We start from the raw sequence: 19,678 nt of genomic DNA on the forward strand, positions 1-19,678 counted from the left end.
GTGGCATTACTGTCCATCCTTCGTCGTGGTGGGGGCACCGGCCGTCGACTCTGCCTCGCGAGCAGCGCGAGCATCACGACCGAGCAGGCGTAGGACCACCGCCAGCAGGCGATCGAACACCCGTGCCAGCAGGAACGCCGTGGGCACGAGAACCAGCAACACGACGATCGCCTGCGGTACGAAGGGCAAGCCCGTCACCCACAGTTCGACGCCGTCCCACCATCGCGCAACCGGTTCCACCCTCGCAGCTTAAACCAGTGCGTTCGACGGCCACGCCACGCCGATCGACGACCTGCAGTGGACGACTGCCGTCGAGAAGTCGATGATTACGCCATGACGGCATTCGAAGATGTTTCGCCCGTGCCTCCCGTGGCCGACGCTCCCGCGATGGGATCGGGCCATCCAGGATTGGGCGGCATCGAAGTTCAGGGCGCACTCGGCAGTACCGACGCACCGGTGTCCAGCCTGACGTCCTATCGCAGCGCCTTTCCACCGATCGACGACTACGCGTTCCTCTCGGACTGCGAAACGACCTGTCTGATCGCGCGCAACGGTTCCGTCGAATGGATGTGTGTGCCCCGGCCGGACTCCCCCAGCATCTTCGGCGCGATCCTCGACCGCAGTGCCGGCCACTTTCGCGTCGGCCCCTACGGTCAGTCGGTGCCCGCGGCGAGGCGATATCTGCCCGGCGGTCTGATCGTCGAGACCACGTGGCAGACCGAGACCGGGTGGCTCATCGTGCGCGACGCATTGGTGATGGGTCCGTGGCACAACACCGATCAACGTTCGCGCACGCACAAGCGCGCACCCAGCGACTGGGATGCCGAGCACATCCTCCTCCGCACCATCAAATGTGTCAGCGGCACAGTGGAACTGGAGATGAGCTGCGAGCCCGCCTTCGACTACCACCGAGCGCCCGCCAACTGGGAGTACACCGGCAAGGTGTACGAGGAGACGACCGCCACCTGCGAGGCGAGCGCGGACGGCGATCAGCCCACGCTGAAATTGACCACCAATCTCCGGATCGGCATCGAGGGGCGCGAAGCACGAGCCCGAACTCGGATGACGGAGGGCGACAACGTCTTCGTTGCGCTCTCGTGGTCCGACCTTCCTGCACCCCAGACGTTCGAGGAAGCGTCCAGCAAGATGTGGGAGACCTCGGAGTGCTGGCGTCAGTGGATCACGATCGGACGGTTCCCCGACCACCCGTGGCGCGGCTACCTCCAGCGCAGCGCGCTCACACTCAAGGGGTTGACCTACGCACCCACAGGAGCCCTGCTCGCTGCCTCGACCACGTCTCTGCCGGAAACCCCCGGTGGCGAGCGCAACTGGGATTACCGCTACACCTGGGTGCGTGATTCGACGTTCGCACTGTGGGGTCTCTACACACTCGGCCTCGACCGCGAGGCCAACGACTTCTTCGCCTTCATGTCCGACGTGGCCACGACCGCGAACGGCGAGGTCAACCCGCTGCAGGTCATGTACGGCATCGGCGGCGAGAAGACTCTCGACGAAAGCGAGCTACCGCACCTGTCCGGGTACGACGGTGCCCGTCCGGTCCGCATCGGCAACGGTGCCTACGACCAGGAGCAGCACGACATCTGGGGCACCATGCTCGACTCGGTGTATCTGCACGTGAAGTCGCGTGAGCACGTCCCGGAGTTTCTGTGGCCTCTGCTCAAACGTCAGGTGGAAGAGGCGATCGCGAACTGGCGCAAACCCGACCGCGGAATCTGGGAGGTTCGGGGCGAGCCACAGCACTTCACGTCCTCCAAGCTCATGTGTTGGGTGGCGCTCGATCGCGGCGCGAAGCTCGCCGACATCCACGGCGAGAAGGACTACTCGCGCAAGTGGAACGAGATCGCCGACGAGATCAAGGCGGACATCCTCGAGAACGGCACCGACTCACGGGGGGTGCTCACCCAGCGTTACGGTGACCCGTCGCTCGACGCGTCACTGCTGCTGGCACCCCTGCTGCGGTTCTTGCCGGCGGACGACGAGCGCATCCGTGCAACAGTGCTCGCCATCGCGGACGAGTTGACCGAGGACGGGTTGGTTCTGCGCTATCGAACCGACACCACCGACGACGGTTTGGCCGGTGAGGAAGGGACGTTCACGATCTGCTCGTTCTGGCTCGTGTCCGCGCTGGTGGAAATCGGCGAACTCCCCCGCGCCAAGCACCTGTGCGAACGCCTGCTCGGCTACGCGAGCCCGCTCAAGCTCTACGCCGAGGAGATCGACCACCGCACCGGCCGCCACCTCGGCAACTTCCCGCAAGCGTTCACCCACCTCGCCCTGATCAACGCAGTGGTGCACGTCATTCGGGCCGAGGAAGCTCAGGCGACCGGACACTTCCAGCCCGCCCACACCAACCCTTGATCGGGTAGGTCTCAGCGGCCGAGTTGCCTCGCCCATTCGGCGATCAGCTCGGCCGCGGGCCTCGCCTGCGTACGACGATGACCGGTGCCGGCCCACATCGACAGTCCCGACGGGTCGCCGGCCGCGGCGGCCTTCGCGCGCATCGGCGCGGTCAGGTAGTGCAGATCGGGATACGCGAGCGGAGCGGCGTCGGAATTCGCGTGCATGAACTCGTTGACGAGACCTCGCGCAGGACGGCCGGAGAATGCCCTCGTCACTGCGGTGTTCGGTGCCACCGTCAGCTGCTCGCGGTGCACTGGTTTGGTGCCGGCCTCCGGAGTGTTCAGCAAAGCCGTCCCGAGCTGCGCGGCATGCGCTGCACCCGAATCCAACAGTGGGGCGATGTCATGGCCGTCCATCAGCCCACCCGCGGCGATGCGAGGTAATTCGGAGATCGCACGCACCGCGGTCAGTAATTCCACCAGAGGCTCCTCCGGTGCCGATCCGTCGAACGTTCCCCGGTGGCCACCCGCTTCGGGGCCCTGCACCACGAGCGCGTCGACACCGTACGCGGTGGCCACGGACGCGTCGGACGCGGTGGCGACGGTGGCCCACACCTCGGTCCCCACCGCGTGCAGTTGCGCGACCTCGTCCGCATCGAACGTGGCGAACGTACTCGACACCACGGGCACCGGATGGGCCAGCAGCCAGGCGAATTTCTCCGGGTAGAAGTCGTCACGACGTTCCAGCACGCCGGGCTCCGCGCCGAATCGCTCGAACCAGGGTCCCAGATGCTCGGCATAGGCGTCCACGTCCGCGCCCGACGACTCCTCGGGTAGAAACAGATTGACGCCGAACACCTGGCCACGCATCGAATCCACTTGCGCGGCAAAGGCATCGGGTGTCAACAACGCTCCCGCAATCATCCCCAGACCACCGGCCTCCGAGACCGCACGGGCAAGTTCGGGAGTGCTGGGTCCACCAGCCATGGGCGCACCGACAACGGGAACACGCAGCTGCTTCAGGATCGGCGTAGTCACAGGTTCGAAATCTACTCGCCCGCCGTCCGCACCAAAGTTCGGTGGGCACTGAGCAACCCTGTCGACGACTGCGCGCCCCTGCTCTGACGTGAGCGGGGGCGCGCGGTCGGTAAAAGGGTGTGAGGTTACTTCTTCGGCTTGTCCGAGGAAGACTCCGAGGACAGTGCCGCCACGAAGGCTTCCTGCGGAACCTCGACCCGTCCGATGGTCTTCATCCGCTTCTTGCCTTCCTTCTGCTTCTCGAGCAGTTTGCGCTTACGGCTGATGTCGCCGCCGTAGCACTTCGCCAACACGTCCTTACGGATCGCGCGGATGTTCTCGCGAGCGATGATGCGAGATCCGATGGCAGCCTGAATCGGCACCTCGAACTGCTGACGCGGGATCAGTTCCTTGAGCTTGGTCGTCATCTTGTTTCCATACGCCGCCGCGGCGTCCTTGTGCACGATCGCGCTGAACGCATCGACGGCCTCACCCTGCAGCAGGATGTCGACCTTGACCAGCGCACCGCTCTGCTCGCCGATCTCCTCGTAATCGAGGCTGGCGTAGCCACGAGTACGGGATTTCAGGATGTCGAAGAAGTCGAAGATGATTTCGGCCATCGGAATCGTGTAACGCAGCTCGACGCGGGTCTCGGACAGGTAGTCCATACCGCCGAGCTCGCCGCGGCGTCCCTGGCACAGTTCCATGATGGAACCGATGAACTCGCTGGGCGAGATGATGGTGCACTTGACCATCGGCTCGAACACCTCGCGTGCCTTGCCGTCGGGCCAGTACGACGGGTTGGTGACGATGTGCTCGGCACCGTCTTCCATCTCCACGCGGTACACCACGTTCGGCGAGGTCGAGATCAGGTCCAGGTTGAATTCGCGCTCCAGCCGTTCGCGGGTGATCTCCATGTGGAGCAGCCCGAGGAAGCCGCAGCGGAAGCCGAAGCCGAGAGCCACTGACGTTTCCGGCTCGTACGTCAGAGCCGCGTCGTTCAGTTGCAGTTTCTCGAGGGCGTCACGCAGGTCCGGATAGTCCGAGCCATCGAGTGGATACAGGCCCGAGTACACCATCGGCCGGGGCTCGCGATACCCGGTCAGCGGCTCGGTCGCGCCCTTGCGGAACGTGGTGACGGTATCGCCGACCTTCGACTGACGAACATCCTTGACGCCGGTGATGAGGTAGCCGACCTCGCCCACGCCGAGCCCCTTGGTGGCCTTGGGATCGGGCGAGACGATGCCCACCTCGAGCAACTCGTGCGTCGAGCCGGTCGACATCATCGTGACCTTCTCGCGCGGGTTGAGTGCGCCGTCGACCACTCGGACGTAAGTGACGACGCCGCGGTAGGTGTCGTACACCGAGTCGAAGATCATCGCGCGGGCCGGGCCGTCGGGATTGCCCACCGGAGCCGGCACCAGCTTGACGACCTCGTTCAGAAGCTCTTCGACACCGACGCCGGTCTTACCCGATACGCGCAGCACGTCGTCGGCCTCGCAGCCGATGATGTGCGCGATCTCGGCCGCGTAGCGATCCGGGTCGGCGGCGGGCAGGTCGATCTTGTTGAGCACCGGAATGATGGTGAGCTCTTTGTCGAGAGCCAGGTACAGGTTGGCCAGCGTCTGCGCCTCGATGCCCTGCGCGGCGTCGACGAGCAGCACGGCCCCTTCGCAGGCTTCCAGGGCGCGGGAGACCTCGTAGGTGAAGTCGACGTGGCCGGGAGTGTCGATGAGGTGCAGCACGAACTCTTCACCGTCGACCACCCACGGCAGCCGTACGTTCTGCGCCTTGATGGTGATGCCGCGCTCACGCTCGATATCCATCCGGTCCAGGTACTGCGCGCGCATCGACCGGTCGTCGACGACGCCTGTCAGCTGCAACACGCGGTCTGCCAACGTCGACTTACCGTGGTCGATGTGGGCAATGATGCAGAAGTTCCTGATCCTGGACGGATCGGTGAACGTCGTGTCGGCGAAGCTGGGCACTCGTATCCTTCGGCTGGCGTGTTCGAAAATGAGCGAACGGGTGTGTCCATCGTCCCACGCCGGGAACGATGCGCCGTCCCCGGCTGTCCGACTCCGGCGTCCATGGTGCCTCGGTCCGGTCCGTGAGCAGCGACGTCGTAATCGCTACACTCGCCGCATGGCTGGCAATTGGAGCAGATTCGGCAAGGAACTGGGCAAGATCGCACTGCGTGAGGGCCCGCGGCTGTTTCGCCAACTGCAGAAGTCCGGTGCCCTGCAGAAGGGTATGGACGCGGTCGGGGGAAAGACCACGAACACGTCCGTGGAGGCCCCGCGTCCCGGCCGTCCGGTGGCCTCCCAGACCAGGCCGAGGGCCCAGCGCGCCCGCACCATCGAGTACTCCCCCGATCTGGACGGCAAGGCCGATCCGGGCGAGATCGTCTGGACCTGGGTGACCTACGAAGAAGACGCCAGTCAGGGCAAGGATCGGCCGGTGTTGGTGATTGGACGAGAGGGCAACGATCTACTCGGTCTGATGTTGTCGAGTCAGAGCAGCCGTGACGGCGACCGTGACTGGCAATCCATAGGATCCGGTTCCTGGGACGCCGAAGGTCGACCGAGCTGGATTCGTTTGGACCGCGTCCTCGACGTACCAGAAGCCGGCATCCGCCGCGAGGGTGCGATTCTGAGCAAGCCTCAATTCGACTCCGTCGCAGCGCGATTGCGTCGAGACTTCGGCTGGAACTGACGTCGTGCGCGTTGTGCGTACCCACAGCTACGCACAACGCGCACGATGTCAGGCCAGGCGGGTGATCTCCACGACGACGTCGAGAGCCGTCGAGCCACCGCCGGAGAAGATGCCCTTGAGGGGCGGCACGTCGGCGTAATCACGACCCAGTCCCACCGAGACGTGCTGCTCGTTGACGGCGATGGCGTTGGTCGGGTCGTAGCCCCACCAGGCACCGGTCCACGCCTCGATCCACGCGTGACTCTGGCCCTCGACGGTGGCACCGATCGCCGCCTGCTTCTTCGGGTGCAGGTAGCCCGAGACGTACCGGCTCGGAATTCCGACGCTGCGCAGCATCAACAAGGTCAGGTGGGCGTAGTCCTGACAGACGCCCTTCTTCTCCGACCATGCTTCGACGGCCGAGGTGTGCACCCCGGTGGTTCCCGGCACGTACGACATCTCCTGATTGACCCAATCGGAGATCTCGACCACCGATTCCTGCGGCGGTAGTCCCTTCGACAGTTTCTTCGCCACCGCGGCGAGCTGACGGTTCTTGGGCACGTAGATCGTGTTGTCCAGCACCTCGTTGAAGCGGTCGGTCACCTGCTCGCTGGCCAGTTCCTCCCACGACGCGTTCTCGTCCGGATACACGAAGGGATCGGTCTCGACCACCGACGACCCGGAGACTTCGAGCTCGGTGTGCGGTGCGTGCAGGTCGAACGCCGTCACCGCCGTTCCCCAGTAGTCGGTGTATCGGTAGGACCGTGTCACCGGGTTGGTCTCGACTCGGTTCAGAATGACGTTCTGCCGGTTGTCACTTCGCGGCGTCAGCCGAGCCTCGTTGTAGGAGGAGGTCACCGGCGCGTCGTACTGATAGCCCGTGGTGTGTACGACACGCATACGCCAGCTCACAGTTCACCTTCCAATTGGTCTTCGTATGTACCGGATCCGGCATCCGTCCACGCCACCCAGGGTGCGGCGTGGAAGTACTGCTTGGAGATGGCCTCTCCCAGTTCGCGGCAGGTTTCCTGCAGTGCCAGCAGACGTTCCTGCAGATCGTCGAGAATCTCACCGGGACGCAGGAATTCGAGTTCGCTGCGAGCGCGACCCAGTAGCCGCTGCGCTTCGGCGCGCGCACCGACCCGACTGTTGGGTTGATGGTCGAGCTGGTCGAGCGAACGTTCCGCCTCGTTGAGTGCGTAGAACACCGAACGCGGAAAGAGCCTGTCCAACAACATGAATTCCAGAACGCGCTGGGCGTCGAGCGCACCGCGGTAGGTACGCAGGTAGGTGTCGTGAGCACCTGCCGATCGCAGCACGGTGACCCACGCCGGCGACGACGGTCGATCGCCCGCGCGCGAGAGCAACAGGCGAACGATCATGTCGATTCGCTCCACCGAGCGGCCGAGCAACAGGAACCGATACCCGTCGTCGTGACTGAGGGTGGAATCCGCCAGGCCGGCGAACATCGCGGCACGTTCCTCGATGTAGCTGAAGAACTCGGCCGGGCCGGTGCGCTTGGATGCTCTGATTCGCTCGTTCAGCCCGTTGTACGTGGTGTTGAGGCACTCCCACATCTCACTGGACGTCACTTCGCGAGCGCCGCGAGCGTTTTCGCGTGCACTGGAGAGCGAGTCCACGATGGAGCCGAGCCCGTCACGGCTGAAGGCCACCAACTCGGTGAGTGACCACACGTCGAGCGAGACGTCCGGCTCGTGCTTGAACCCGAGTACTCGCAACAACACTCGCGAGATGTGGTCGGGATCGACCGTGGCATCTTCGAGAAGCTGGTGGACAGTGACGTCGAGAATGCGGGCCGTGTCGTCGGCCCTCTCGACATACCGCCCGATCCAGTAGAGCGACTCTGCGTTGCGCGCGAGCATTTACTGTCCACCGCCGTTCGAGTCCGAGTTCACTACTTGCTGCTGCTGCTGCTGCTGCTGCTGGTCCATCGTCAGCTCCGGGCCCTGTTCGACCATGGGCGACTCCGGCGGAACGCTGACGATCTCCTCGCCCGCTAGCTCCTGCTCCTCCTGAGAGGTTCGAGTGGCGAGAACCCAGGTGTCCTTGCTGCCGCCGCCCTGGCTCGAGTTGACCACCAAAGAACCCTCGGGCAGCGCAACGCGGGTCAAGCCGCCGGGCAACACCCAGACGTCGTCTCCGTCGTTGACCGCGAACGGCCGCAGGTCCACGTGCCGAGGTACCAACCGATCGCCGATCTTGGTCGGCACGGTCGAGAGCTGCACGACGGGCTGTGCGATCCAGCCACGCGGATCTGCGCGGACCTTCTTGCTGATGGTGGCGAGTTCCTTCGGCGAGGCGTCGGGGCCGAACACGATGCCGTAGCCGCCCGAGCCTTCCACCGGCTTGATGACCAGCTCGTCGATACGGTCGAGCACTTCCTCGCACTCGTCGTCCAGCCAGCACCGGAACGTGTCGACGTTGGCCAGCAGCGGCTTCTCGCCCATGTAGTAGTCGATGATCGTGGGCACGTAGGTGTACACCAGCTTGTCGTCGCCGACGCCGTTTCCGACGGCGCTGGAGATCACCACGTTGCCTGCGCGGGCGGCGTTGACGAGACCTGCCACGCCCAGGACCGAATCCGGCCGGAACTGCATGGGGTCGAGGTAGTCGTCGTCGATGCGGCGATAGATGACGTCGACCTGGCGCTCACCCTCGGTGGTCCGCATGTAGACGATGTTGTCCCGGCAGAACAGATCGCGTCCTTCGACCAGTTCGACGCCCATCAACCGCGCGAGCAACGAGTGCTCGAAGTACGCGGAGTTGGCCACACCGGGGGTCAGCACCACGACGGTGGGGTCGGCCTCGTTGAGCGCGGCGGCGGAGCGCAAGGCGCGCAACAGATGCGAGGCATAATCGCCGACGGCACGCACGCGGTGACTGGCGAACAGGTCCGGGAACACCCGAGCCATGGTGCGACGGTTCTCCATGACGTACGACACACCCGAGGGGGAACGCAGGTTGTCCTCGAGCACACGGAACGTGCCCTGCGCGTCGCGCACCAGATCGATTCCGGCGACGTGGATTCTCACGCCGTTCGGCGGTGTGATGCCGACGGCCTCGCGGTGGAAGTGCTCACAGGAGGTGATCAAACGCTTCGGCACGACGCCGTCGCGGAGAATTTCCTGATCGCCGTAGATGTCGGCGAGGAACATCTCGAGCGCTTTGACGCGCTGTTTGATGCCGCGCTCGAGCCGTGACCACTCCCCTGCAGCGATGACGCGGGGAACCTGGTCGAGTGGGAACGGCCGCTCCTGGCCGGACAGGGAGAACGTGATGCCCTGATCGACGAACGCACGCCCGAGCGCATCGGATCTCGCGTCCAGATCGGACGCGTTCGCCGGGGCGAGGGCTGTGTGAATACCCTTGTAGGGGGTCCTCGTTCGACCGTCCGAGTCGAACATCTCGTCGAAAGCGAGACTGTATTTTCCGACGTCGGTGTAACCCCCGAAAACCCCGTCTACCTCGGGTTCGACACGATCCGCTGACTTGGTTCTGGTCGCTTTGGCCTTGGTGGCGGCATGCGTTGCCGATCGCGGACTCATCCTGGTCATGTTGCTACAGAGACTGGAGTTAGGCACGGTGGAAGCGTTAATTTCTTGAAACGCATCGTCACAGGGCTACCCAATTGGGTTCTGCCCCGCCGTGCTGGTATTCTCGATCTTCGGCGCAGGGCTTCGACGCCCTGCAGCAGACTTCGGGCATTCCAGCATGGATCGCCCTGACCGGAATACCGACGAAGACAAGAAGGATTTTACGCGTGGCCAATATCAAGTCCCAGAAGAAGCGGATTCTCACCAACGAGCGTGCACGTATGCGCAACCAGTCGGTGAAGTCCTCCCTTCGTACCGTCATCCGCTCGTTCCGCGAGGCGCAGGCTGCGGGCGACAAGGACAAGGCTTCCGAGATTCTCATCGACGCAGGCCGCAAGCTCGACAAGGCCGCCAGCAAGGGCGTCATCCACAAGAACCAGGCTGCCAACAAGAAGTCGGCACTGGCTCTCGCAGTCAACAAGCTCTGATACCCATCTGAGCTGACAAAGCCCGCTGCATCCGATTCGGATGCAGCGGGCTTTGTTTTGGGCCGGGCTTTGTCGTGGGCCGGTCTTCGTGGTGGATCAGGGCTGTGATCGGCCGTGGGTGTTACCGGCCCAGCCCAGCGACCTCGGAGACCGCCTTCTCCACCGCGTAGTCCGCATCCGCTGCCTGACCTTTGACGTCGGCGTTCAGTTGAGCCACTATGTTCAGCGCCTGTGCGATGGATCGGCCGTTCCAGCCGCGAGCCTGGCCCTGCGCCTTCTTTATTTTCCACGGCGGCATCCCCAACTCGCCCGCCATGCGGAACGGGTCGCCGCGGCCGGCCGAACCCACCAGCGCAATGGTGCGTACGGCATCGGCCAAGGCGTCGGCGAGCAACACGTGGGCCACTCCCCGATGCATCGCCCAGCGGACCGCCTCGAGCGCACCCGCTCTGTCTCCGATCACGGCTTTGTCGGCAACGTCGAATCCGGAGACCTCGGCCTTGCCCGAGTAGTAGCGACGCACCGCAGCCAGATCTACTTTGCCCCCGGTGTCGGACACCAACTGCGAACAGGCCGAGGCCAATTCGCGGAGCTCGTTTCCGACCGATTCGACGACGGCTTCGATCACCTCACCGCTCACCCGAATGTCTGCCGCTCGGAACTCACCGCGGACGAAGTCGATGCGTTCGGCCGGCTTGGTGAGCTTGGCGCACTCGTGCAGCTGCGCTCCGCACTTCTGCAGAGCACCGACCATCGCCTTGGCTCGACCGCCGCCGGAATGCATGACCACCACCACGGCGCCCTCGGGCGGATCGGTGGCGGCATCGAGTACCAAGGCGACGGCATCCTTGCCCGCCTCGGCCGCAGCCTCGAGGACGACGACGCGATCCTCTGCGAACAGCGACGGGCTGAGCAGTTCGGCCAGTTCCGGGGCGCTGGCGTCGCCGGTGCGCAACCGCGTGACCGGCAGATCCTCCCCCGCGGTCGCAGCATTCGCCCGTACCTGCGCCACGATCGCGGCCACGGCGCGATCCATCAGAAGTTCCTCGTCGCCGAGAACCAGATGCAGAGGAGCCACACTCGAAGTCACACCCGTGATCGTGCCATGTGCCGGCGACACTGCGGGCATCCGCTTCTGTCGAGGACCCACCACAGCACCAGCGCTCGCCACATCACCGGCAGTCACCACAGCACATGCGCCGTCCACATGGCGAGTGCCGCTGTCACCCCAGCCGTCGCCAACCACCGCATCGGTCGAAATCGCAAGGCCGCCAGCAGCACGGCCGTTGCGAACGCTGCGAGTATCGCGCCGGGAACACCGTCGGGGACGACGATGCCCGCGCCCGGCACCGACGAGGCTCTCTCTGCCACCGTGATCAACCACCACAGCGGTGCCGACGCCAGCTGAGCCGTCAGCTCGGCAACAGTAGTGCTCACGGTGGCGATCACCGCTGTCACGATGCCCACCACGGTGATCGGGGCGACGACCGGTGCCACCAACACGTTCGCGACGACACCGACCACACTGAACGTTCCCGCCATGGCCGCGACCACCGGTGCTGTCACCGTGTGCGCCGCTGCAGCGACGGCCACCACCTCCGCAGCAGCCCTGGGCCAGCCGTGGGCCCGGAGCCAGTCGACCCAGACCGGTGCGAGAAGCACGAGCCCGGCGGTGGCGAACACCGACAGGACGAATCCGATGTCCACCGCGAGCCTCGGCCACCATGCGAGCAGTCCGAGCACTGCGCCGCACAGCGCCGGGACGGCCTGCCGCCGCCTGCCGGTGACGAGGGCGAGCAAACCGATCGATCCCATCACCGCGGCTCGCAGCACGCTCGGCGACGGGCGTGCCACGATCACGAACGCCACGAGTACGACGAAAGCCAGTGTGACCGTCGTGCGCGGACCGATTCCGATGCCGCGCAACACCAGCAGGACGGCTCCGATCACGATGGAGAAGTTGGCACCCGACACTGCCGTCAGATGTGTCAGGCCCGCTGCCCGAAAATTTTCGGCCACAGTCTCGTCCAGATGCGAGACATCGCCGACCACAAGCCCCGGCAGCAGACCGGCGCGATCGGGCGGCATCGAATTCTGCGCTACCGCAGTGAGATTCGATCTCACATTTCCGGCACCGGTGGAGATCGTCCCAGGCGCAACGACGGTGACGGGTGGCCCCGTTGCGCGGATCACCGCCACGGTCATGTCCGGTCGAATCGGCACACCGAGCCGGCCCCGGACGGTGACCTCCTGCCCCGGCAGCAGCGCCGACCAGCTCGACTCCGGCGCGATTATCGACACCCGTCCGCCTACATACAGCGCGTCGCCTCCGACGTCCACGCGAGTCATCTCTGCTTTCGCCATCACCATCGGTGGCCCCGCGGACGACAGTCTGCGTGGATCCTCCTCCAACTGCACCGACGCGGTGATCCACGCCCGGTTTTCCGCGGCGGCCGCGACGGGATGGTCCGCCAAGGCATACATCTGAAGACAGATCGCTCCGCCGAAGCACAGTGCGAGCGCGATCACCGCGGCCACTCCCGCCCCGCTGGGTGCGGCTGCAGATCGACGTCTCGCCACCCGCCGCAGCACCATCGCACCGAGCACCACTGCTGCCACGGTCGATGCAGTGGCGGCGAGGGCCGCAGCGGGGCCACCATGAATGCCGACCGCGGTGATCGACCAACACACCACCACAGCAGGCACCAGGCGAACGTCGAAGGGCAGCGGCTCTTCGGCATTCGCGATGCCGGCCGATGCGGCAACGGTGCTCACCCGATGTGCACCAGGTCGCGAATCTTCGTTAGCCGGCCCGGCCCGATGCCGTCCACCTCGGCGAGCTGATCGACAGAGATGAAGGGGCCGTTGATCTCTCGCCAGCTCACGATCGATGTCGCGGTCACCGGCCCGACCCCGGGCAACGCGTCCAACTCCGCAACGGTTGCAGCGTTGAGGTCCACGGTGCCGCCGGCCGCTGCAGCTCCCGTACCTCCAGTACTCCCGGGATATCCAGAACCGGACGACACCGCACTGTCCGGTGTCGTGGTCTGCGTCGACGAAGTACCACTGAGCAGCGGGGCAGGTTGCGGCGGCACCACACCGACGACGATCTGATCACCGTCGGCCACTCGCGCGGCCATGTTGAGCGCCAACAGATCGCCGCCCTCGACGGACCCTCCCGCCGCGGCCACCGCGTCGGCAATACGCGAACCCGGTTGCAACCGAACGAGTCCGGGCTGCGTCACCAGACCGACGACGCTCACCACCAGCTCGTCCTCGACCACCGGTTCCGGTGGCGACGCAGCGTCGGAATCCATGGCTCCGGGAGCAACCACAGCCAGCGGCGGAGCAGGTGCCGGCGTCGGCGCATCCCGAAACACCGCGAAAGCGGCGACTAGCAAGACGAACACTCCGGCACCCGCCATCGCGATCGCACCCTGTCTTCCCGGGTCCACCCGAGCCGAGCGCCATCGGTGTGGAAGCACGGACGACCACGGAGATCCGAGTCGCGGCGAAACCGACACAAGCCAATCCGGTTCTCGCGCGGTCACCTCGGAACGGGGTGCCTCCACTGTGCCTTCACGGTCGGATATCGGTTCCGGGCGTACAGAATCGGGTTGTCGGCGCACAGCCTCGAGTCGCGCCACCGTGTGCGCCCGATCGTCGTCACCGCCCATGCACCAGGACGCTAGTGCTCCCAGCCGGATCGCTGAGCAAGCGAACGCTGGTCACCGTTTGCCCTGTGCACAACTCGAAACCTGTGGATGAGCGGTGCAATACCCGCCATCATCCGCGGCCCGGTGCCACGACGACGCCGACAGCGCCGGGGCCGACATGCGCACCGAGCACGGCACCGAAGGGATACACGTCGATGCTGGTGAAGCCGGCAATCCTGGAGGTCAGCATTGCCGCTACGTTGTCGCCCCGCTCGGGACACTGCATGTGGTGCACCGCGAGCGCAACACCCGAATCGTCACCGACCTCGGATGTGGCGACGACTGCCGCGTCGACCAGCTTGTTCAGCGCCTTCGACGAGGTCCGCGTCTTCTCCCGCAACACGAGTGCGCCGCCGCTGATGTGCAACACCGGCTTCATGGCCAGGGCCGTGCCGAGCAGGGCAGCTGCGGTGCCGATTCGCCCTCCGCGTCGCAGATGGTCGAGGCGATCGACGACGATGAAGCACTTCGAGGTCGTCGACGCTGCGACGGCCTGGCGGTACACCGCGTCCAGGTCCGCTCCGCCGTCCGCCGAATCGGCGGCCGACAGGACGGCAAAGCCCAATCCCATTCCGGCAGAACCGGAATCGACCACTCGAACGGAAGGGCCCACCTCGTCGGCCGCCTGGCGTGCTGCTTCCCAGGTGCTCGACAGTCCTCGGGAGATGTGCAGGGCCACCACGCCGTCCCCTCGACTGCGTTCGAGGGCCGCGGCGTACACCTCGATCAATTCACCCGGTGACGCTCCGGCGGTGGTCACCGACGTTCCCGACGACACGTGCTCGGGGATCTCGTCCACACCCTCGCGGTGGTCGATTCCGTCCACCATCACATGCAACGGCACCACCGAGATGTTGCGCTCGAGTGCGAGCGCGACAGGCAGACACGACGAGGAGTCGGTGACGACAGCAACGGTCATGGTGTCGGTTTCGGTGCGCGTTTTGCCGTCGACGCCGAGGCAACCACCGGTCGCAGTGCCTCGAGCATCGCCGCTGCCACCGCAACGTGCGCGTCCCACCCCCAGTGAATCCCGTCGGGGTTGGCATTCTCCGATTCGATGTTCGGACGTACCGCATCCGCCAGGTCGACCATCGGGACGCTCTTCTCCGAACTCCACGCGCGTAATGCCCGCACGGCGGGCTCGCGGCCCGCATGCACCCGGCCGTAGGCATCACAGCGATGCACGGACGGATAGGTGCCGATGACGGGCAGTTCGGGACGCACGTAGGCCAGGGCGGCGCGTGTCTGTTCCAAGTAGTCGACGCTGAGCCGGGGCGGCAAAGCGACGGGCCAACCCAGATGCGACAGAACCGGTTGCACCGCTTGATATCCCGCGCGAACAACCCGACGGAGAGCCGGGGGTCTGATGTACCGGATCTGTTCCCGCAGCGCGGTCGGCAGAGGCGACGGGAGGGAATCCATCCCGCCGATGGCGAGCACGACAGCACCGGCACGGGGAATCGCTGCCCACACGCGCGGATCCTGAGTCAACGCCCACCAGGCATCACGACTGGTCCAGCCGATGCGCGCAACCAGCTCTACGGTCCAACCGAGTTCGGCGGCAACGAGATTGGGCCAGAGCCGCGGATCGTCGACCGGCAGGCCTCCCTCTGGGCCGTAGTAGCTCAGGGAGTCCGCGAGCACGACCAGCGCGGGGCGTACCGTCGCCTCGTCAGAGGACGTCACTGGCCACTCGCGCCGAAGCGTTCCACACGTCCAGACGCCAGGCCGGATCGACGCCCGACCCGTGTGCGGCGAGCTGCACCCAGCTGGTGTTGGCCAGTCCGCCGAGCACCGGCCAACGGTCGGTCGGCAGATCGAGCAACGCCGCGGTCAGTGCAGCGATCAGGCCCCCGTGCGCCACCAGAACCAATGGGCGATCGTCGCCGTCGGCTCCCCATTCGTCGACGCTGCTCAGAAGTTCACGGACCAGGGGCACACTGCGGCGGGCGACGTCGATACGACTCTCCCCGCCGGGTGGGGCGATCGTGGCATCGGCTCGCCACTCCGGCCGGGCACCGGGTGCGATGTCGTCGACATCGGTGTGAGTGAGACCCTGCCACTCACCGAGATGGGTTTCGCGTAGGCGCTCGTCCTGCGTCACCGAGACGCCGGCGGCGTCCCCCAATGCAACGGCAGTGTCGAGGGCTCGCCGCAGGTCGGACGAGACAATTCGAAGAGGAGCTCGCGTCGCCAGCTCGGCAGCGGCCGTCTTCGCCTGGGTACGGCCGAGCTCGGACAGGTCGGTGTCGAGCTGACCCTGCATGCGGTCGGTGGCGTTGTATTCCGTCTGACCGTGCCGAAGCAGGATGAGCCGTCGGATCATTGCTCCGATTCCGGAGCCGGGTGCTCGCCGAGACCGGGGACCTCGATGGTCGGGCAGTCCTTCCACAACCGCTCGAGGGCATAGAAGTTGCGCTCTTCGTTGTGCTGGACGTGGACGACGATGTCGGAGTAGTCCAACAGCGCCCAACGACCTTCCTTGGTGCCTTCGCGACGGACCGGCTTGTGTCCGGCCTCACGAAGTCGGTCCTCGATGTTGTCCACGATCGAGTTGACCTGACGCTCGTTGGGCGCAGAGGCGATCACGAAGCAATCCGTGATGTACAGCTGATCGGAGACGTCGAGAATCACGACATCGCCGGCCAGTTTGTCATCGGCTGCGAGCGCGGCGATACGCGCCATCTCGGCGGCTTCGGCTGTTGCAGTCACTTGGGTGTACTCCCACTCGTATGGTTCGGGTTCGCGGTCATTGCGCTGGTGACCGGCCCTTCCGGTTGCTTCTTCTGGGGTGCCGGCTCCGACATGGTGACGGATCCGTCGAGGCGCTGAGCGCCTCGTGGTCTGTAGAGATTTCTCTTCGAGATGTATTGCACGACGCCGTCCGGCACGAGGTACCACACCGGCCGATTCTCACCGGCCCGAAGTCGGCAGTCCGTCGACGATATCGCGAGTGCCGGGATTTCCATCAATGTGAGGGTGTCGGCCGGCAACGACCGGAGGTGGTTGGCCAGATGTTCGACGCCCAGCTCGAACCCGGGACGGGTGACCCCGACGAACTTGGCGAGCTCGAACAGCTCCTCCCAGTTCTGCCACGTCAGGATCGACTCGAGGGCGTCTGCTCCGGTGATGAAGAACAGCTCGGCGTTGGGGTGTTGCGCCCGCAGATCGCGCAGGGTGTCGACGGTGTACGTCGACTTCTCCCGATCGACGTCCACGCGGCTGACGGAGAATCGAGGATTGGACGCCGTCGCGACGACCGTCATCAGGTAGCGGTCCTCGGCCGGGCTGACCGACCTACCCTCCTTCTGCCACGGAGTCCCGGTGGGAACGAAGATGACCTCGTCCAGCCCGAACTTGTTCGCCACTTCGCTGGCAGCGACCAGGTGCCCGTGGTGTATCGGGTCGAAGGTGCCGCCCATCACGCCCAAACGGCGAACGGACTGCTTCCCTGTGTCGTCACCGGGGTCGGATTCATGCTGCACGAGCGGTAATTCTACGGCCGCGGCACTGCCGGGCGTCACAGCCCTCACACCGGTAGCAGACGCGAGACCACGGTGGCCAGCTGCTGGGCGGATCGGCATTCGTGCATGGCGATCACGTCGGCGTACACCTTTGCTGCCGAGTCACCGGAGCCCCATTGCGATTTCGGTTCGGGATTGAGCCAGTACGCGTGTTTGGCCACCGAGACGATGTGCGCCAATGCCGGCAGCTTCGGCTCCCGGTAATTGGTGCGGGCGTCACCGAGAATCAGCACCGAACTGCGACTGGTGACCGCGTGGGCGTACTTCTCGTCGAAGGTCGTCAGCGCGTGCCCGTAGTCCGAGTGCCCGTCGTACGTCACCAGATCGGACTCCCGGATGATCCGGCTCATCGCGGCACCGAGGTCGGATCCGGAGTCGAAGAATCTCGTCACCTCGTCGGTGGAGTCGATGAAAGCGAAGATCCGAACCCGCGAGAACTGCTCACGCAAAGCGTGTACCAGCAGCAAGGTAAAGTTACTGAAGCCTGCGACCGAGCCCGAAACATCGCACAGCACAACCAATTCGGGGCGTGCTCGACGCGGCTTGCGCTCCACCAGATCTATCGGAATGCCGCCGGTGGACATCGACTTGCGCAGGGTGCGCCGTAGATCGATCGAACCGTGCCTGCTTCTGCTGCGACGCACTGCAAGTCGTGAGGCGAGCAGCCGAGCCAGCGGCGTGACGTTGCGTCGCAGCGCCGCCATCTCCGTATCGGAGGCCCGCAGGAAGTCCACCTCCTCGGCGAGCTTGGGCACCCCGTAGCTCGCAACCCGTTCGCGGCCCAGTTTTTCCGCCGACCGTCGCCTCGTCTCGCTCTCGACCATCTTGCGTAGATCTGCGATGCGTTGCGCTGCGGTGCGTTTGGCGACTTCGGATTCGTAGTCGTCGGTAGGACGGTCCGGCGCGTCGTCGGCGCGGCCGAGTAATCCGTCGAGGATCTTGCGTAGCAACGTGTCGGGCGCAACGTCGCGCAGGGCCTGATATGCCGAGAACGACGGCCCGTTGGAGGACTTGTACTGGCCGAGTTCCTCGACCATCTGCGCCGCCAGCATCTGGGTCAACTCCGCGGCCTCGGCCGAATCGTCCGAGAGCAGATCGACCAACAACTCCCGCAGCGCATCGATGTCGACGTCTCCGGACTCGGTGCGCGGCAGCGCAGTGTCGATCTGCCCCGAGTCCCTCGTACCCGACGCCACCGGAAACCACAGATCGAACAAGGCATCGAACACCCCTCGGTGCGTCGGTCGACGCAACAACGAGCAGGCCAGTCCCTCCCGCACTGCTTCTCGGTCGAGTAGATCCAGGGCCGACAGGACGCGACCGGCATCGACGGTCTCCGAGGGCCCCACCGAAATTCCGCGACGACGCAGCGCGTCGACGAAACCGACGAGGTGGCCGGGAACTCCGTGCGGGGCCAGCATGTCAGTTCAGCCGCAGTTCGGCGGCCGCGCGCACCTGATCGGACTGATGCTTGAGTACCACTCCCAGCGTCGACCGGACCGCGTCGTCGTCGAGGGTGTCCATGCCCAGCGCCAACAGCGTGCGCCCCCAGTCGATGGTCTCTGCGACAGAGGGCAGCTTCTTGAGCTGCATAGCCCGAAGCACGCGGACGGTCTTGATCATCTGCTCGGCAATTGCTTCGGGTAGTTCGGGAACCCGGCTGGCGAGAATCCGGCGCTCGAGGTCCGCATCGGGGAAATCGAGATGCAGGAAGAGGCACCGACGCTTGAGGGCCTCCGAGAGTTCGCGAGTGGCGTTGGAGGTCAGCACCACGAACGGGGTGCGCTCCGCGGTGATCGTGCCGAGCTCGGGGATGGTGATCGCGAAATCGCTGAGTACCTCGAGCAGCAAACCCTCGATCTCGACGTCGGCCTTGTCGGTCTCGTCGATGAGCAGCACGGTGGGGTCGGTACGCCGAATGGCCTGCAGCAGGGGCCGTGCCAGCAGGAACTCCTCGGAGAAGACGTCCAGCTTGGTCGAATCCCAATCGGCACTGGTTCCCGACTGGATGCGCAGAATCTGTTTGGCGTGATTCCACTCGTACAACGCGCGGGCCTCGTCGACGCCCTCGTAGCACTGCAGCCGCACCAGCTCGGCACCCGTCGTCTGAGCCACGGCTCGCGCGAGTTCGGTCTTGCCCACGCCCGCCGGTCCCTCGATGAGTAGCGGCTTACCGAGGCGGTCGGCGAGAAAGACCGAGGTGGCCGTGGCCTTGTCGGCCAGATAGCCGGTCGCTGCCAGACGCTCGAGGACGTCGTTCACACTGGCGAACAGCGGGGGTGTCGTCGGTAGGGCACGATCCACGTCACAACTCCTGATGATCTG

General features: G+C 65.3%; 19 protein-coding genes. 3 read left to right on the plus strand and 16 right to left on the minus strand.

Annotation, left to right across the window (positions count from 1 at the left end; all coding sequences use genetic code 11):
- Positions 1-6 precede the first annotated feature (6 nt).
- Positions 7-240 carry a hypothetical protein gene (locus ACIGGF_RS01530; RefSeq protein WP_397519677.1) on the minus strand — a complete coding sequence of 78 codons (234 nt, stop codon included), beginning with the start codon at positions 238-240 and terminating at the stop codon, positions 7-9.
- A 93-nt stretch (positions 241-333) separates the two neighbouring features.
- Between ACIGGF_RS01530 and ACIGGF_RS01535 the strand changes: the two genes are divergently transcribed.
- The gene (locus tag ACIGGF_RS01535; RefSeq protein WP_397519678.1) at positions 334-2,379 is read left to right on the plus strand and encodes a glycoside hydrolase family 15 protein; all 2,046 of its coding nucleotides are present in this window, start codon (positions 334-336) and stop codon (positions 2,377-2,379) included.
- Positions 2,380-2,390: 11 nt separating this feature from the next.
- Here the strand turns inward: ACIGGF_RS01535 and ACIGGF_RS01540 are convergent, their stop codons facing one another.
- A complete protein-coding gene (locus tag ACIGGF_RS01540; protein ID WP_397519679.1) occupies positions 2,391-3,398 on the minus strand; it encodes a nitronate monooxygenase in 1,008 nt (335 codons plus the stop codon).
- Between the two features lie 125 nt (positions 3,399-3,523).
- Positions 3,524-5,371, minus strand: coding sequence for a translation elongation factor 4 (gene lepA / locus ACIGGF_RS01545; RefSeq protein ID WP_397519842.1), 1,848 nt, complete (start codon positions 5,369-5,371; stop codon positions 3,524-3,526).
- 151 nt (positions 5,372-5,522) lie between these two features.
- Here lepA and ACIGGF_RS01550 point away from each other — a divergent pair, with 151 nt between their 5' ends.
- Positions 5,523-6,092 (plus strand): type II toxin-antitoxin system PemK/MazF family toxin, encoded by a 570-nt coding sequence (locus ACIGGF_RS01550; RefSeq protein ID WP_397519680.1) that lies wholly within the window; start codon positions 5,523-5,525, stop codon positions 6,090-6,092.
- Positions 6,093-6,140: 48 nt separating this feature from the next.
- Here ACIGGF_RS01550 and ACIGGF_RS01555 read toward each other — a convergent pair whose 3' ends face one another.
- From ACIGGF_RS01555 to ACIGGF_RS01565, 3 genes are read right to left on the minus strand one after another with little or no spacing between them, the layout of a single operon-like run.
- Positions 6,141-6,971, minus strand: a complete 831-nt coding sequence (locus tag ACIGGF_RS01555; protein ID WP_397519843.1) for a transglutaminase domain-containing protein — start codon at positions 6,969-6,971, stop codon at positions 6,141-6,143.
- A gap of 8 nt (positions 6,972-6,979) precedes the next feature.
- Positions 6,980-7,954, minus strand: coding sequence for an alpha-E domain-containing protein (locus tag ACIGGF_RS01560; protein WP_269604109.1), 975 nt, complete (start codon positions 7,952-7,954; stop codon positions 6,980-6,982).
- The gene (locus tag ACIGGF_RS01565; protein ID WP_397519844.1) at positions 7,955-9,496 is read right to left on the minus strand and encodes a circularly permuted type 2 ATP-grasp protein; all 1,542 of its coding nucleotides are present in this window, start codon (positions 9,494-9,496) and stop codon (positions 7,955-7,957) included.
- Between the two features lie 356 nt (positions 9,497-9,852).
- On the opposite strand from ACIGGF_RS01565, the gene rpsT reads away from it, so the two are divergent.
- Positions 9,853-10,113 carry a 30S ribosomal protein S20 gene (rpsT, locus tag ACIGGF_RS01570; protein WP_397519681.1) on the plus strand — a complete coding sequence of 87 codons (261 nt, stop codon included), beginning with the start codon at positions 9,853-9,855 and terminating at the stop codon, positions 10,111-10,113.
- 121 nt (positions 10,114-10,234) lie between these two features.
- On the opposite strand, the gene holA is transcribed toward rpsT, so the two are convergent.
- From holA to ACIGGF_RS01620, 10 genes are all read right to left on the minus strand, one after another.
- The gene (gene holA, locus ACIGGF_RS01575; protein ID WP_397519845.1) at positions 10,235-11,149 is read right to left on the minus strand and encodes a DNA polymerase III subunit delta; all 915 of its coding nucleotides are present in this window, start codon (positions 11,147-11,149) and stop codon (positions 10,235-10,237) included.
- Between the two features lie 146 nt (positions 11,150-11,295).
- Positions 11,296-12,888 (minus strand): ComEC/Rec2 family competence protein, encoded by a 1,593-nt coding sequence (locus ACIGGF_RS01580; RefSeq protein ID WP_397519682.1) that lies wholly within the window; start codon positions 12,886-12,888, stop codon positions 11,296-11,298.
- Positions 12,885-13,538: a helix-hairpin-helix domain-containing protein gene (locus tag ACIGGF_RS01585; protein ID WP_397519683.1), complete on the minus strand. Its 654-nt coding sequence runs from the start codon at positions 13,536-13,538 to the stop codon at positions 12,885-12,887. The genes ACIGGF_RS01580 and ACIGGF_RS01585 overlap by 4 nt, the downstream gene beginning before the upstream one ends.
- Before the next feature lie 361 nt (positions 13,539-13,899).
- A complete protein-coding gene (locus tag ACIGGF_RS01590) occupies positions 13,900-14,748 on the minus strand; it encodes a DegV family protein (protein ID WP_397519684.1) in 849 nt (282 codons plus the stop codon).
- On the minus strand, positions 14,745-15,515 hold the full coding sequence (octT, locus tag ACIGGF_RS01595) for a diglucosylglycerate octanoyltransferase (RefSeq protein ID WP_397519685.1): 771 nt from the start codon (positions 15,513-15,515) through the stop codon (positions 14,745-14,747). Before octT ends, ACIGGF_RS01590 begins: the two co-directional genes overlap by 4 nt.
- Positions 15,502-16,155: a histidine phosphatase family protein gene (locus tag ACIGGF_RS01600; protein WP_397519686.1), complete on the minus strand. Its 654-nt coding sequence runs from the start codon at positions 16,153-16,155 to the stop codon at positions 15,502-15,504. The genes octT and ACIGGF_RS01600 overlap by 14 nt, the downstream gene beginning before the upstream one ends.
- Complete coding sequence (gene rsfS, locus ACIGGF_RS01605; protein ID WP_397519687.1) at positions 16,152-16,541, minus strand: ribosome silencing factor; 390 nt, start codon at positions 16,539-16,541, stop codon at positions 16,152-16,154. The genes ACIGGF_RS01600 and rsfS overlap by 4 nt, the downstream gene beginning before the upstream one ends.
- Positions 16,538-17,251 (minus strand): nicotinate-nucleotide adenylyltransferase, encoded by a 714-nt coding sequence (gene nadD / locus ACIGGF_RS01610; RefSeq protein ID WP_397519846.1) that lies wholly within the window; start codon positions 17,249-17,251, stop codon positions 16,538-16,540. Before nadD ends, rsfS begins: the two co-directional genes overlap by 4 nt.
- A gap of 107 nt (positions 17,252-17,358) precedes the next feature.
- On the minus strand, positions 17,359-18,774 hold the full coding sequence (locus ACIGGF_RS01615) for a VWA domain-containing protein (protein WP_397519688.1): 1,416 nt from the start codon (positions 18,772-18,774) through the stop codon (positions 17,359-17,361).
- 1 nt (position 18,775) lies between these two features.
- Positions 18,776-19,657 (minus strand): AAA family ATPase, encoded by an 882-nt coding sequence (locus tag ACIGGF_RS01620; protein ID WP_397519689.1) that lies wholly within the window; start codon positions 19,655-19,657, stop codon positions 18,776-18,778.
- Positions 19,658-19,678 lie beyond the last annotated feature (21 nt).

Source organism: Rhodococcus sp. NPDC078407 (genome assembly GCF_044542515.1).
Taxonomy (GTDB): Bacteria; Actinomycetota; Actinomycetes; order Mycobacteriales; family Mycobacteriaceae; genus Rhodococcoides.

Excerpts from the sequence above, each read along its gene's own strand:
- ACIGGF_RS01535 (WP_397519678.1), top strand. The coding sequence starts at position 334 with ATGACGGCATTCGAAGATGTTTCGCCCGTGCCTCCCGTGGCCGACGCT.
- ACIGGF_RS01590 (WP_397519684.1), bottom strand. The coding sequence starts at position 14,748 with ATGACCGTTGCTGTCGTCACCGACTCCTCGTCGTGTCTGCCTGTCGCG.
- ACIGGF_RS01615 (WP_397519688.1), bottom strand. The coding sequence starts at position 18,774 with ATGCTGGCCCCGCACGGAGTTCCCGGCCACCTCGTCGGTTTCGTCGAC.
- ACIGGF_RS01585 (WP_397519683.1), bottom strand. The coding sequence starts at position 13,538 with ATGGCGGGTGCCGGAGTGTTCGTCTTGCTAGTCGCCGCTTTCGCGGTG.
- ACIGGF_RS01565 (WP_397519844.1), bottom strand. The coding sequence starts at position 9,496 with ATGTTCGACTCGGACGGTCGAACGAGGACCCCCTACAAGGGTATTCAC.
- ACIGGF_RS01555 (WP_397519843.1), bottom strand. The coding sequence starts at position 6,971 with ATGCGTGTCGTACACACCACGGGCTATCAGTACGACGCGCCGGTGACC.
- ACIGGF_RS01560 (WP_269604109.1), bottom strand. The coding sequence starts at position 7,954 with ATGCTCGCGCGCAACGCAGAGTCGCTCTACTGGATCGGGCGGTATGTC.
- holA (WP_397519845.1), bottom strand. The coding sequence starts at position 11,149 with ATGGATCGCGCCGTGGCCGCGATCGTGGCGCAGGTACGGGCGAATGCT.
- ACIGGF_RS01550 (WP_397519680.1), top strand. The coding sequence starts at position 5,523 with ATGGCTGGCAATTGGAGCAGATTCGGCAAGGAACTGGGCAAGATCGCA.
- nadD (WP_397519846.1), bottom strand. The coding sequence starts at position 17,251 with ATGGGCGGCACCTTCGACCCGATACACCACGGGCACCTGGTCGCTGCC.
- ACIGGF_RS01600 (WP_397519686.1), bottom strand. The coding sequence starts at position 16,155 with ATGATCCGACGGCTCATCCTGCTTCGGCACGGTCAGACGGAATACAAC.